The organism is Rossellomorea oryzaecorticis, from assembly GCF_038405515.1.
Lineage (GTDB): Bacteria > Bacillota > Bacilli > Bacillales > Bacillaceae_B > Rossellomorea > Rossellomorea oryzaecorticis_A.
Map to the genome: position 1 here is coordinate 87,745 of NZ_JBBYAF010000013.1, position 12,715 is coordinate 100,459.

At 43.3% G+C, this 12,715-nt stretch carries 14 protein-coding genes; all 14 read left to right on the top strand.

The annotated features are described in order from the left end of the window. Positions 1 to 3: 3 nt before the first annotated feature. The 14 genes from rpe (at position 4) to acpP (ending at position 12,487) form a co-directional block, all read left to right on the top strand. The gene (gene rpe, locus AAEO50_RS08765) at positions 4 to 657 is read left to right on the top strand and encodes a ribulose-phosphate 3-epimerase (protein ID WP_341982585.1); all 654 of its coding nucleotides are present in this window, start codon (positions 4 to 6) and stop codon (positions 655 to 657) included. A 60-nt stretch (positions 658 to 717) separates the two neighbouring features. After that, complete coding sequence (locus AAEO50_RS08770) at positions 718 to 1,374, top strand: thiamine diphosphokinase (RefSeq protein ID WP_341982587.1); 657 nt, start codon at positions 718 to 720, stop codon at positions 1,372 to 1,374. Between the two features lie 101 nt (positions 1,375 to 1,475). After that, a complete protein-coding gene (gene spoVM / locus AAEO50_RS08775; RefSeq protein WP_032088878.1) occupies positions 1,476 to 1,556 on the top strand; it encodes a stage V sporulation protein SpoVM in 81 nt (26 codons plus the stop codon). 1,073 nt (positions 1,557 to 2,629) lie between these two features. Continuing rightward, entirely contained in the window at positions 2,630 to 2,818 is a 189-nt protein-coding gene (gene rpmB, locus AAEO50_RS08780; protein WP_341982589.1) for a 50S ribosomal protein L28, read from the top strand. A gap of 194 nt (positions 2,819 to 3,012) precedes the next feature. Then, complete coding sequence (locus tag AAEO50_RS08785; protein ID WP_341982591.1) at positions 3,013 to 3,375, top strand: Asp23/Gls24 family envelope stress response protein; 363 nt, start codon at positions 3,013 to 3,015, stop codon at positions 3,373 to 3,375. A 15-nt stretch (positions 3,376 to 3,390) separates the two neighbouring features. After that, the gene (locus AAEO50_RS08790) at positions 3,391 to 5,055 is read left to right on the top strand and encodes a DAK2 domain-containing protein (protein ID WP_341982593.1); all 1,665 of its coding nucleotides are present in this window, start codon (positions 3,391 to 3,393) and stop codon (positions 5,053 to 5,055) included. 95 nt (positions 5,056 to 5,150) lie between these two features. Next, positions 5,151 to 5,813, top strand: a complete 663-nt coding sequence (gene sdaAB, locus AAEO50_RS08795) for an L-serine ammonia-lyase, iron-sulfur-dependent subunit beta (RefSeq protein ID WP_341982595.1) — start codon at positions 5,151 to 5,153, stop codon at positions 5,811 to 5,813. 50 nt (positions 5,814 to 5,863) lie between these two features. Next, the gene (sdaAA, locus tag AAEO50_RS08800; RefSeq protein ID WP_341982597.1) at positions 5,864 to 6,757 is read left to right on the top strand and encodes an L-serine ammonia-lyase, iron-sulfur-dependent, subunit alpha; all 894 of its coding nucleotides are present in this window, start codon (positions 5,864 to 5,866) and stop codon (positions 6,755 to 6,757) included. Then, positions 6,750 to 8,795: an ATP-dependent DNA helicase RecG gene (gene recG / locus AAEO50_RS08805; protein WP_425383174.1), complete on the top strand. Its 2,046-nt coding sequence runs from the start codon at positions 6,750 to 6,752 to the stop codon at positions 8,793 to 8,795. Before sdaAA ends, recG begins: the two co-directional genes overlap by 8 nt. A 93-nt stretch (positions 8,796 to 8,888) precedes the next feature. Then, positions 8,889 to 9,470, top strand: a complete 582-nt coding sequence (gene fapR / locus AAEO50_RS08810) for a transcription factor FapR (protein ID WP_341982621.1) — start codon at positions 8,889 to 8,891, stop codon at positions 9,468 to 9,470. Continuing rightward, a complete protein-coding gene (gene plsX / locus AAEO50_RS08815; RefSeq protein WP_341982599.1) occupies positions 9,471 to 10,466 on the top strand; it encodes a phosphate acyltransferase PlsX in 996 nt (331 codons plus the stop codon). Then, a complete protein-coding gene (gene fabD, locus AAEO50_RS08820; RefSeq protein ID WP_341982601.1) occupies positions 10,459 to 11,403 on the top strand; it encodes an ACP S-malonyltransferase in 945 nt (314 codons plus the stop codon). The genes plsX and fabD overlap by 8 nt, the downstream gene beginning before the upstream one ends. After that, complete coding sequence (gene fabG / locus AAEO50_RS08825; RefSeq protein ID WP_341982603.1) at positions 11,404 to 12,147, top strand: 3-oxoacyl-[acyl-carrier-protein] reductase; 744 nt, start codon at positions 11,404 to 11,406, stop codon at positions 12,145 to 12,147. It abuts the gene before it with no gap. Between the two features lie 106 nt (positions 12,148 to 12,253). Continuing rightward, a complete protein-coding gene (gene acpP / locus AAEO50_RS08830; protein ID WP_032088865.1) occupies positions 12,254 to 12,487 on the top strand; it encodes an acyl carrier protein in 234 nt (77 codons plus the stop codon). Positions 12,488 to 12,715 lie beyond the last annotated feature (228 nt).

Sequence of the window (12,715 nt, forward strand, 5' to 3'; positions counted from 1 at the left end):
GAAATGAAGATAGCTCCATCTATTCTATCTGCCAATTTTGCAGAACTGGGAAAAGAAATTAAGGACGTTGAAAACGGAGGGGCGGATTACATCCATATCGATGTAATGGATGGCCATTTTGTGCCGAATATCACAATGGGCCCTATGGTGGTGAAAGCTATCCGCCCCCTCACCCAACTTCCATTGGATGTCCATCTTATGATCGAGAACGCTGACCAGTATATCGAAGCATTTGCCGATGCAGGTGCTGATTACATCACTGTGCATGTGGAGGCCGCTCCTCACCTGCACAGAACCATTCAACTAATAAAGAGTAAAGGCGTGAAAGCGGGAATCGTCTTAAATCCGGCTACGCCTGCAGACTGGATAAAACCAATCCTCCAGGATATCGATATGGTCTTATTGATGACCGTGAATCCAGGATTTGGCGGCCAGTCCTTCATTCCATCGGTCGTTCCAAAAATCAAGCAAATCCGAAGCTGGGCGGATGAAGTGAATCCTTCACTTGAGATTGAAGTGGACGGCGGAATCAATCCCGAAACGGCAGCGATTTGTGCCGAGGCGGGAGCAGATGTATTTGTAGCAGGTTCGGCGATTTATAATCAAGCCGACAGAGGCGAAGCGATTGAAGCCTTAAGAAAGTCGCTGCCAAAATAGGTTCGGAGACTGATCCAATATTATTGGATCAGTCTATTTTATATAGAAGAGGTGAAATCAATGGAGTATTGTATCGTAGCCGGCGGACCAGAAAGATATTTGCCTGATTTAAAAGCATTCCATTCCGACAATGCGAAATGGGTGGGAGTGGACCGGGGAGTATTCACCATCCTGCAAAACGAACTGGAACCTCATGGAGCATTCGGGGATTTTGATTCAGTAAGCGATCACGAATGGTCTCTGATTAAGGAAAGAGTGCAAACAGTAAACACATATCTTCCGGAAAAAGATGAAACGGATTTAGAGCTTGCCCTGAATTGGGTTCTTACCCAGAAACCCGAATCAATAAAGATATTCGGGGCAACAGGAGGCCGGCTGGATCACTTTATGGGAAATGTACAATTATTGATGCAGCCGGACCTGCTGGAGTCCGGAATAAAGAGTGAATTGATCGATGTCCAAAATCATCTCTGGATTGCAAAAGCAGGGGAACATATGGTAATTGAATACGATACCCGCAAGTATATTTCGTTCGTGCCCGTGACTGGTTCTGTGGAGAATCTGACACTAACAGGATTCAAATACCCGCTAAAAAACCGGAATATTTTCCGCGGTTCCACACTATGTATTAGTAATGAACTTATACAATCATCTGGTACTTTTTCTTTTACAAAAGGCATATTAATGGTGATAAGAAGCAGCGATGGAGCTTCTTGACCCAATTAGGAAAGAAGACGTACTTAACTGCAACTGCTTGAATAGACTGAAACGATGTCAAGCGAAACATTACGTTCTTTAGATTGCGGGGAGGGACTGAAATGAGATTTTATACAATTAAATTACCAAAGTTCTTGGGTGGGCTGGTTCGAGCGATGTTGGGAACATTTAAGAAGGAATAATGAAGGGATTGAAGGCAGCATGGGGCTGTCTTCTTTTTTTTTGGCGGGAATTTTAATTAGGCACAGCGATGTCTGGTCTTAATATATGCAATTTCATTGATCCTGAAGTGTTTTTGAGTGCAAGTTATGTAAAAATCTGCCCGAAAAGTTGTCATAATAAATGATAATAGATTTTCAGAACGAAAAGCAAGCGTTGGCTTCCCCTGAAACGACTGGATATGATCCTCTTTCTGAAATTATGATCCTCTTCAGAAAAATACGATCCCGTTTACAGATTTATGATCTTTTCTGGAGATATATGATCTTAATGTCGAAAAATCTTCAGGTGGGTGGAAGATCGTTCGGATGCGAAGCTTACGTTTGATAGATAAACGATTAACTGCTCTTCTGATTGTTCGTTTGGGCAAAACCCTTCCGCTTTTCTACTTGTCCAGCTCCGGCGGCTAGAGACTCGAGACATAAGCCATGCCATCCCAAAAGGCAAAGAACGCCTTTCCGGATGCCCTGTCTTATGCTTGTCGTCTCTGAGCGAGCCGCCTCCGCTTTTCTTCCTGTCCAGCTCCAGTGGTCTGCTCCCGTTTGAAAATTAACCTTCGGCTTTTGAGGCAAAAAGCGCCTCTAAAGCCGAAGAACATTTTTCAAAGGGAGCAAAACGCCCACTTCCGCTTTTCTAGTTGTCCAGCTCCAGGGCTTAGAGGCACATGTCATAAGCCAAACCGACCAAGAAGGCAAAGAGCGCCTTCCCGGCCAGTTCGTCTTATGCCACCCGCCTCTGGGCAAAGCCCTTCCGCTTTTCTACTTGTCCAGCTCCGGCGGCTAGAGACTCGAGACATAAGCCATGCCATCCCAAAAGGCAAAGAACGCCTTTCCGGCTGCCCTGTCTTATGCTTGTCGTCTCTGAACGAGCCGCCTCTGCTTTTCTTCCTGTAAAGTATTTTTTCTTGAAAGGTTTAAATTGTAGTATTGCATTCTGTATGCTTGTGTGATAAATTATTAAAGTATCTTTATGATAAAAGCGAAATGTAGAACTGAAATGGAACTTCAGCTTCTTGTTAGTGAGGAGGGAATAGATTATGGCAAAACAATGCGTAGTAACAGGCCGTAAAGCCAGCGCTGGTAACACTCGCTCTCACGCGATGAATGCGAATAAGCGTACGTGGGGTGCTAACCTGCAAAAAGTTCGTATTCTTGTGGACGGTAAACCTAAGAAAGTTTGGGTTTCTGCAAGAGCGTTGAAATCAGGTAAAGTTGAGCGTGTATAATACTTAAAAATGAGGAGACGTCTTTCTAGAAGGGCGTCTTTTTTCTATTTATAAGTGTAAAGGTCATTAATTTGGAAAAAATGTAAGATAACGAGACATAAATAAAGCATTGCATATACTTTAGCTTTCAAAAAGAGCATAGTTATAGTAAAATGTTTTTAGCCAAGCATGTATTTAAAGGGGGAGAACATTCCATGTCCATCGAATTGAAAACGCAGTACGGACAAATTGATATTACAAATGATGTCATTGCAATGATTGCTGGAGGTGCAGCGGTGGATTGCTACGGAATCGTTGGAATGGCTTCAAAGAATCAAATTAAAGACGGTTTTACAGATATCTTACGTAAAGAAAATTTCACTCGCGGAGTGATTGTTCGTCAAGAGGAAGAGGAAGTACATATTGATATGTATATTATTGTGAGCTATGGTACAAAAATTTCTGAGATTGCTCATAACGTACAATCCAAGGTTAAATATACCCTTGATAAGACCGTCGGCTTGGCGGTAGATTCAGTAAATATTTTTGTGCAGGGGGTTCGAGTAACGAACCCGTAGTGAGGAGGAAGATTTGTGTCGATTACATCTTTGGAAGGAAAACGTTTTGCTGAAATGGTCATCCAGGGCGCTGCCAAGCTTTCTGCTAATGCGCAGCTTGTGGATGCGCTGAACGTCTTTCCTGTTCCTGATGGTGATACTGGAACAAACATGAATTTATCAATGACTTCAGGTGCTAAGGAAGTCGGGCAGAATAAAAATGAACATATTGGAAATGTTGCTTCTGCACTTTCGAAAGGGTTATTGATGGGAGCGAGAGGCAACTCTGGCGTTATCCTTTCCCAGTTATTTAGAGGATTCGGTAAAGCAATTGAAGGGAAAAGCTCTTTGACAAGCAAGCAATTTGCCGATGCGCTGCAATCTGGAGTGGAAACTGCCTATAAGGCGGTAATGAAGCCCGTCGAAGGAACGATCTTGACGGTAGCGAAAGATGCTGCCAAAAAAGGTGTGAGCACTGCACAAAAAGAGAGCGATTTTGTAAAACTGATGCAGGCGATCGTAGATGAAGCAAAGGCTTCTTTGGAGCGTACACCTGAGCTGCTTCCTGTCTTAAAGGAAGTTGGCGTTGTGGATAGCGGAGGTCAAGGCTTATTATTCGTCTATGAAGGATTCTTAGCGGAATTGAAAGGTGAAAAAGTGTCTGATCAGGCATCACTGCCGTCTATGAATGATCTTGTGAGTGCAGAACACCACAAGGCAGCGCAGGATTTCATGAGCACCGAAGATATTGAATTCGGTTATTGTACAGAATTCATGGTCAAATTCGAGGAAGATAAGCAGGCATTTGACGAAGAGGACTTCCGTAATGATTTGAGTGAATTTGGTGATTCGCTGCTTGTGATCAGTGACGATGAACTTGCGAAAGTACATATTCACTCGGAACAACCCGGTAATGTATTATCGTATGGCCATAAATACGGCAGTCTCATCAATATAAAGATTGAGAATATGAGACAGCAGCATAGCAGTATCGTAGGTGAATCCCATATGGTAAAGCCAGAAGCAGCTCCAGTTAAGAAGGAAGTTGACTTTGCGATCGTGACGGTTGCCATGGGTGAGGGGATTTCTGAACTCTTCAAGAGTATCGGTGCCACAGCAGTAATTGAAGGCGGGCAGACGATGAACCCAAGCACTGAAGATATTGTGAAGGCAGTGGAAGAAGTGAACGCCAAGAAAGTCATCATCATGCCAAATAATAAAAATATTATCATGGCAGCTGAACAGGCAGCGGAAGTACTGGATGCAGAAGTTGCTGTCGTCCCTACTAAAACTGTCCCTCAGGGTATGGCTGCCTTATTGGCCTTCAATCCTACCGCTTCTGTGGAAGAAAATAAGAAGACGATGAGTGAATCCTCCCAGCAAGTAAAGACAGGTCAGATCACGTACGCTGTAAGAGATACGAACATCGACGGTATGACGATATCCAAGGATGATTTCATGGGGATCGCTGAAGGCAAGATTGTGATTGCAGAAAAAGATCGCAGTCAAACCGCGAAGCGTCTATTGGATGAGATGCTTGATGAGGATTCCGAAATCCTAACGATTCTTTACGGTGAAGATGTAACCGAAGAGGATGTAAATTCAATACAGGAATATGTAGAAGAAAATTATCAAGATGTGGAAGTGGAAGTTCATAACGGTAAACAGCCACTTTACTCCTATATATTCTCAATCGAATAAAGGAAAAAAAGGGGACGGCACTATAATAGCGCTTGTCCCCTTATATTATGTTAAAATGAAAGTAGTTTGCTTGTTTAGACAGGGGGAAATATACGATGAAATACAAAAGTGTATTTGATATTATCGGTCCTGTGATGATTGGACCATCAAGCTCTCACACTGCGGGTGCGGCACGTATCGGCAGGATAGCGCGAAATCTTTTCCGCCGTGAACCAAAGTGGGTGTCGATTTCGTTTTATGGTTCTTTCGCAAAGACATACAAGGGTCATGGGACTGACGTTGCCATTGTAGGGGGGATCCTTGATTACGATACGTATGATGAACGAATCATTCAGTCAATCGATCAAGCTAGAAAAAAAGGGATCAAAGTGAAATTTCACGAAGAAGATGCGATTACGGATCATCCGAATACAGCAAGAATCCACATGGGTGACGAGCAAGGAGAGTTGGAGCTTGTCGGTATCTCCATTGGGGGAGGAAAGGTGGAGGTCATCGAATTGAATGGTTTTGAATTGAAGCTGTCAGGCCACCATCCAGCCATCCTGGTCGTTCACGATGATCGATTTGGTGCGATTGCATCTGTATCAAATATACTGGCAAAACATCAATTGAATATCGGTCATATGGATGTTTCCAGAAAAGAAAAAGGTAAAATGGCGCTGATGACGATTGAAGTGGATCAACCGATTGACGAAGCTGTAATCGAAGAGATCACCTCACTTCCGCATATCACGCAAGTAACAAGGATTTCAGATTAAACTATTATTTTATGAGAACGTTTACATCACCATTGTAAGGGGGTTTCTATATGTTTAGAAATGTTGCCGAGTTAATTGAACTGGCTGAAAGTCAAGATAAAAAAATATCGGACATTATGATTGAGCAGGAGATAGAATTTACAGGTAAATCCCATGAAGAGGTTTATGCCCAGATGGAAAAGAACCTGGAAGTTATGGAGCAGGCAGTTGCAAGGGGCCTTGAAGGCGTGAAGTCTCATTCTGGTTTGACAGGCGGAGACGCTGTTCTCTTGCAGAAATATATTGCAAAAGGAAAATCATTATCAGGAGACACCATTTTGGATGCTGTCAGCAAAGCTGTAGCTACAAATGAGGTGAATGCAGCTATGGGGACTATTTGTGCAACACCGACAGCTGGTTCTGCAGGTGTTGTTCCTGGAACCTTATTTGCGGTCAAGAATAAATTGAATCCTTCAAAAGATGAAATGGTCAGATTCTTGTTTACGTCTGGTGCATTTGGATTTGTTGTTGCGAATAATGCGTCTATCTCAGGGGCAGCCGGTGGATGTCAGGCCGAAGTGGGCTCGGCGAGTGGAATGGCGGCGGCAGCCATTGTTGAAATGGCTGGCGGCAATCCAAGTCAATCAGCAGAAGCGATGGCCATTACACTGAAGAATATGCTTGGGTTAGTGTGTGATCCTGTCGCGGGACTGGTCGAAGTCCCTTGTGTCAAACGGAATGCGATGGGCGCTGCAAATGCAATGGTTGCAGCTGATATGGCCCTTGCCGGAATCACCAGCCGGATTCCTTGTGATGAAGTGATTGACGCTATGTATAAGATTGGTCAAACAATGCCTGTAGCTTTGAGGGAAACGGCTCAAGGCGGACTAGCGGCTACACCTACAGGCAGGGAATTAGAAGCGAAAATTTTCGGGGTTTCTCTGAATAAACGTGAAGATTCATAATGAAGAACTGACAATCCAGAACATAAATGGGATTGGCGGGGAAACTGCACATCAGCTGAATCAGATGGGGATTTACAGCGTAATGGATTTGCTGGAATATCTGCCTTATCGCTACAAGGATTACAGGCTGAGAGATTTAGAAGAAGTCGCACATGATGAGAGGGTCACTGTGGAAGGGAAAGTCCATTCAGAACCTTCTCTGATGTATTATGGAAGAAAGAAATCCCGTTTGACCGTCAGGATATTGGTTGGAAGATATTTGATTCAAGCCGTATTCTTTAATCAGCCTTATTTGAAGAAGAAAATAAATCTGCATGATACGGTTACAGTGACAGGTAAGTGGGATAAGAACAGGCAAGTAATTAACGTACAGCATTTTCAAAGTGGACCCCATAATAAAGAGGGGGATTTCGAACCCGTATATTCACTGAAAGGAAATGTGAAAAATAATAGTCTCAGAAAATTCATAAAGAAAGCTTTCTCAGACTACACTCACATCATTTCAGAGAATCTGCCTTCTATCCTTCTGGATAAATATAAGTTGATGAACCGGGAAGAAGCACTTTATCAATTGCATTTCCCAGCCTCTCCCTCTGGCATGAAACAGGCGAGGAGAAGATTTGTTTACGAAGAATTTTTATTATTTCAGCTGAAAATGCAAGCGCTAAGGAAATTCGAAAGAGAACACTCATCAGGCATACAGCAGAATTATGATGTGGAAAAAATAAAAGCATTCACAGAATCACTGCCTTTTCCTCTAACAGGGGCACAAAAAAGAGTGGTGAACGAAATTTCTGCAGATTTGAAGTCCCCTTATCGGATGAATCGTCTGCTGCAAGGTGATGTTGGATCGGGAAAGACCGTTGTTGCGGCTATCGCTTTATTTTCTTCTGTGACAGCAGGTTATCAGGGGGCTCTCATGGTACCGACAGAAATCTTAGCGGAACAGCATGCTGAATCAATGAGTGAACTTTTATCTCCTGCAGGTTTATCGGTCGCACTGCTTACCAGCTCAGTAAAAGGAAAAAGACGAAAACTTCTTCTGGAAAAGTTAAAAGAAGGAGAAATCGATATCTTGATCGGTACTCATGCACTGATTCAGGAAGATGTCGAATTTAAATCGTTGGGATTGGTCGTCACAGATGAACAGCACCGTTTCGGGGTCAATCAAAGAAGAGTATTAAGAGAAAAAGGAACAAGTCCCGACGTACTATTTATGACGGCGACGCCTATTCCAAGAACTCTTGCCATTACGGTTTTTGGTGAAATGGACGTCAGTATAATTGACGAAATGCCGGCAGGAAGAAAAGCGATTGAAACTTATTGGGCAAAAGCTGATATGCTTCCCCGCGTCCTGACCTTTATGGATAAAGAGCTTGATCAAGGAAGACAGGCGTATGTCATTTGCCCGTTAATAGAGGAATCTGATAAATTGGATGTCCAAAATGCAATTGATGTCTACAACCAACTTCTTGTTTATTTCGAAGGACGATATAAAGTTGGACTCATGCATGGACGGCTGCACCCTGATGAAAAAGATGATGTAATGAGGAAATTCAGTACAAATGACCTTCAAGTACTGGTCTCCACAACCGTGGTAGAAGTCGGGGTAAATGTACCAAACGCTACTTTTATGATGATTTATGATGCTGAAAGATTCGGTTTATCTCAGCTTCATCAATTACGCGGCAGGGTCGGCCGGGGCGAAAACCAGTCTTATTGCATTTTATTAGCTGAGCCCAAAACAGAGGTTGGTAAAGAGCGTATGAAAATCATGACTGAAACCAATGATGGCTTTGTTTTAAGTGAGAAAGACCTTGAACTCCGGGGACCCGGTGATTTTTTTGGGAAGAAACAAAGCGGCCTGCCCGAATTCAAGGTAGCAGACATGGTTCACGATTATCGTGCGTTGGAGGTTGCACGGGACGATGCCTCAGCATTGATAAACTCCGAAGGCTTCTGGAAAGACGCTGAATGGGAAGGGCTGCGTTCTTTCTTAGTGGAATCGGGTGTGATGGAAGGTGAAAAGCTCGACTAGAAAGGCAGATTGTGAGATTATTTCTTGCAATCTGCTTTTTTAGATTATATACTACTGTTAGTACCTAGTACTAATAGTGGACGGTGTTGAATGATGAGACTTTCAAAAAAAGAAAGACAGGCGAACCTATTAGAAACGATAAAGGAAAACCCCTTTATAACGGATGAAGAATTGGCAGAAAGATTCGGTGTAAGTGTACAGACGATACGCCTGGATCGGATGGAGCTATCAATTCCCGAGCTGCGTGAACGTATAAAAAACGTAGCTGAAAAGTCATTCGAAGATGAAGTTAAATCGCTGCCGATTGAAGAGGTCATAGGGGAAATTATTGATATAGAATTGGACGAAAGTGCGATCAGCATTTTTGATGTGAAAGCTGAACATGTTTTCGTGAGAAATAGAATAGCAAGGGGACATCATTTGTTCGCGCAGGCAAATTCGTTGGCTGTTGCTGTAATAAATGATGATTTGGCATTGACTGCCAAGTCCACGATCCGCTTTACCCGGCCTGTAAAAGAAGGCGAAAGAGTAGTGGCGAAGGCGAAGGTCATACATATTAAAGATGAAAAAGATCGAACAATGGTGGAGGTACAGAGTTTTGTCGGAGGAGAACTTGTGTTCAGAGGGGACTTCGAGATGTACCGCTCCAAAAAAAAAGAAAAGGATGAAGCATAGATGAAGTTAGCCGTTGATGCAATGGGCGGAGATCATGCTCCTAAAGATATTGTCCTTGGTGTGAAGAAAGCACTGGAAGAGTTTCATGATATTGAAGTTTTATTATACGGGGATGAAAATAAAATCAAAAAGTGGCTGCCTTCCCATGAACGATTAACCATCGTGCATACAGACGAAGTGATACAAGGAACAGATGAACCTGTGCGCGCTGTGAAGAGAAAGAAGAATTCTTCCATGGTAATGATGGCGCAGGCTGTGAAAAATGGGGAAGCCGATGCCTGTATTTCTGCAGGGAACACGGGAGCGTTAATGACCGCGGGGTTATTCATTGTCGGAAGAGTAGATGGCATTGAGCGCCCTGCTCTGGCTCCGACCCTTCCTACCCTCGACGGAAATGGTTTCTTGATGCTTGATTTAGGTGCAAATGTAGATGCAAAACCAGAGCACCTGGTCCAATACGCCATCATGGGCAGTATTTACGCAGAAAAAGTGAGAGGGATCAAACAGCCTCGAGTGGGATTGTTAAATATCGGCACCGAAGATAAAAAAGGAAATGAATTGACGAAGAGAACGTTTAGTCTCTTAAAAGACACATCAGTGAATTTTATCGGGAATGTGGAGTCCCGTGATTTGTTAAATGGTGTGGCAGATGTCGTCGTTACAGACGGTTTTACTGGTAACATGGTATTGAAAACAATCGAAGGCACGGCTCTTTCGATCTTCTCGCTATTGAAAAAGACCCTGACTTCTTCAGTGAAGAACAAGATCGCTGCAGGCCTTGTTAAAAATGACTTAAGAGAATTGAAAGGTATGCTCGATTACACTGAATACGGAGGGGCGGGGTTATTTGGTTTGAAAGCCCCTGTCATCAAGGCGCATGGCTCCTCCAATGACGTGGCTTTATTCAATGCGATGAGACAGGCAAGGGAAATGGTGAAGAATGACGTATCAAATACCATTAAGAAAGCTGTAAAAGGAGGAGATGCACATGAGTAAAATTGCATTTGTATTCCCGGGTCAAGGTTCTCAGACAGTTGGGATGGGAAAGGAACTGGCAGACAAACATGATGATGTTGCAAGCATTTTCAAAAAAGCAGATGAAAAACTTGGTGTTGAGTTATCCTCTATCATATTTGAAGGTCCTCAGGAAGATCTGACTCTTACGACGAATGCTCAGCCCGCCTTATTGACGACGAGCGTGGCGATACTGGAACGTTTGAAAGCGGAAGGAATTCAAGCTGATTACACAGCCGGTCATAGTTTAGGTGAATATTCCGCATTGGTGGCAGCAGGCTCTTTATCTTTCGAGGATGCTGTCTATGCAGTGAGAAAAAGAGGGGAATTCATGGAAGAAGCCGTACCGAGCGGTGAAGGGACAATGGCTGCTGTCCTTGGTATGGATAGGGAATCCCTTAAAGCGGTTACGGATCGAGTATCTGAAGAGGGTCATACAGTAGGACTAGCCAATCTGAATTGCCCAGGTCAAATCGTGATTTCAGGCACTGTAAAGGGTGTCGAAGCTGCTTCGGAACAAGCAAAAGAAGCAGGCGCAAAAAGAGTCATCCCTCTGCAGGTAAGCGGCCCTTTTCATTCACAATTAATGAAACCTGCTGCTGAGAAATTCGTCTCGGTTCTTGATTCAATGGAAATTGAAGATGCTGTTGTACCGGTCATTGCAAATGTGACTGCTTCACCTGTCACAGATGCAGAGGAAATCAAACGCCTGTTGATCGAGCAGTTGTACTCCCCTGTTTTGTGGGAAGATACAGTGGAGAAACTATTAGACCTCGGAGTAGATACATTTGTTGAAATAGGATCGGGTAAAGTACTATCAGGTCTCATCAAAAAAGTGAACCGTCGAGTAAAAACTTTTGCAGTCCAAGATGAGGCTTCCTTGACTGAAGTGATCGAAAAGTTAAAGGAGGAAGCGTAAATGAATGTAAATGGAAAAGTGGCACTTGTAACTGGAGCATCCAGGGGCATCGGCAGAGAGATTGCCCTGGAACTTGCCCGTGAAGGAGCCAATGTAGTCGTTAATTATTCAGGCAGTGAAGCAAGAGCAAACGAAGTGGTTGATGAAATCAAAAGTATGGGAAGAGAAGCGGTCGCTATTCAATGTAATGTAGCGGATAGTGACTCTGTACAATCGATGGTAAAAGAAACAATCAGTCAGTTTGGCGCATTGGACATACTAGTTAATAATGCGGGTATCACGAAGGACAATTTATTAATGCGCATGAAGGAAAATGAATGGGATGATGTCATCAATATCAATCTCAAAGGTGTATTCCTGTGTACCAAAGCCGTAACCCGTCAGATGATGAAACAAAGAAGCGGGCGTATCATTAATATTTCATCTATCGTAGCTGTAAGCGGTAATCCAGGTCAGGCGAATTATGTTGCTGCCAAATCAGGTGTCATCGGTTTAACGAAGACTGCGGCGAGAGAGCTTGCTCCCCGCGGAATAACCGTAAATGCAATTGCGCCGGGATTCATTTCCACTGATATGACAGATCAGCTGCCAGAAGATGTACGAAATGAAATGTTAAAGCAAATTCCTTTGAATCGTTTCGGAGATCCAAAGGATATTGCAAAAGTGGTAAGCTTCATGGCTTCTGAATCTTCATCATATATGACAGGCCAGACCCTTCATATTGATGGCGGCATGGTGATGTAACAAGCTGTTCTGAGTGAGTCAGGACAGGGAATTTCTAAAAAATCGCCGGATATGCTTTTCATTCCTGGTGGATATACACTATAATACTTGAGGGGAGGTGACAAAAATGGCAGAAGTTTTAGATCGTGTAACAAAAATCATTGTGGATCGTCTAGGTGTAGATGAATCTCAAGTAACTCTTGAAGCTTCTTTCAAAGAAGACTTAGGAGCTGACTCCCTTGATGTAGTTGAGCTGGTAATGGAACTTGAAGATGAATTCGACATGGAAATTTCTGACGATGATGCTGAGAAAATTGGCACAGTGGGTGATGCTGTGAACTACATAAAAGCAAACGCATAATCGTTCGTTTGAATGCAGGCAGGAGTTTGCATCTCAACCATTTCAAACTTGGCAGAAACCCTCTGCCAAGTTTTTTGTCTTTAATCAGATCTTATTTTGACACCAGCGATAATGTTTTTTGTAATAAAGTGTATCCAGCGGTTGATTGGAGTGCAAGACGAAGACTCCTGCGGGAAGAGTAGCTAATGTGAGACGTGTCCAGCTCTGGGGCTTAGAGGCACATGTCAT

What these genes read in the sequence shown, in the direction of transcription:
- acpP (WP_032088865.1), top strand. Translation starts at nt 12,254, where the DNA reads ATGGCAGAAGTTTTAGATCGTGTAACAAAAATCATTGTGGATCGTCTA.
- rpe (WP_341982585.1), top strand. Translation starts at nt 4, where the DNA reads ATGAAGATAGCTCCATCTATTCTATCTGCCAATTTTGCAGAACTGGGA.
- spoVM (WP_032088878.1), top strand. Translation starts at nt 1,476, where the DNA reads ATGAGATTTTATACAATTAAATTACCAAAGTTCTTGGGTGGGCTGGTT.
- sdaAB (WP_341982595.1), top strand. Translation starts at nt 5,151, where the DNA reads ATGAAATACAAAAGTGTATTTGATATTATCGGTCCTGTGATGATTGGA.
- fabG (WP_341982603.1), top strand. Translation starts at nt 11,404, where the DNA reads ATGAATGTAAATGGAAAAGTGGCACTTGTAACTGGAGCATCCAGGGGC.
- sdaAA (WP_341982597.1), top strand. Translation starts at nt 5,864, where the DNA reads ATGTTTAGAAATGTTGCCGAGTTAATTGAACTGGCTGAAAGTCAAGAT.
- AAEO50_RS08770 (WP_341982587.1), top strand. Translation starts at nt 718, where the DNA reads ATGGAGTATTGTATCGTAGCCGGCGGACCAGAAAGATATTTGCCTGAT.
- fapR (WP_341982621.1), top strand. Translation starts at nt 8,889, where the DNA reads ATGAGACTTTCAAAAAAAGAAAGACAGGCGAACCTATTAGAAACGATA.
- fabD (WP_341982601.1), top strand. Translation starts at nt 10,459, where the DNA reads ATGAGTAAAATTGCATTTGTATTCCCGGGTCAAGGTTCTCAGACAGTT.
- AAEO50_RS08785 (WP_341982591.1), top strand. Translation starts at nt 3,013, where the DNA reads ATGTCCATCGAATTGAAAACGCAGTACGGACAAATTGATATTACAAAT.
- rpmB (WP_341982589.1), top strand. Translation starts at nt 2,630, where the DNA reads ATGGCAAAACAATGCGTAGTAACAGGCCGTAAAGCCAGCGCTGGTAAC.
- plsX (WP_341982599.1), top strand. Translation starts at nt 9,471, where the DNA reads ATGAAGTTAGCCGTTGATGCAATGGGCGGAGATCATGCTCCTAAAGAT.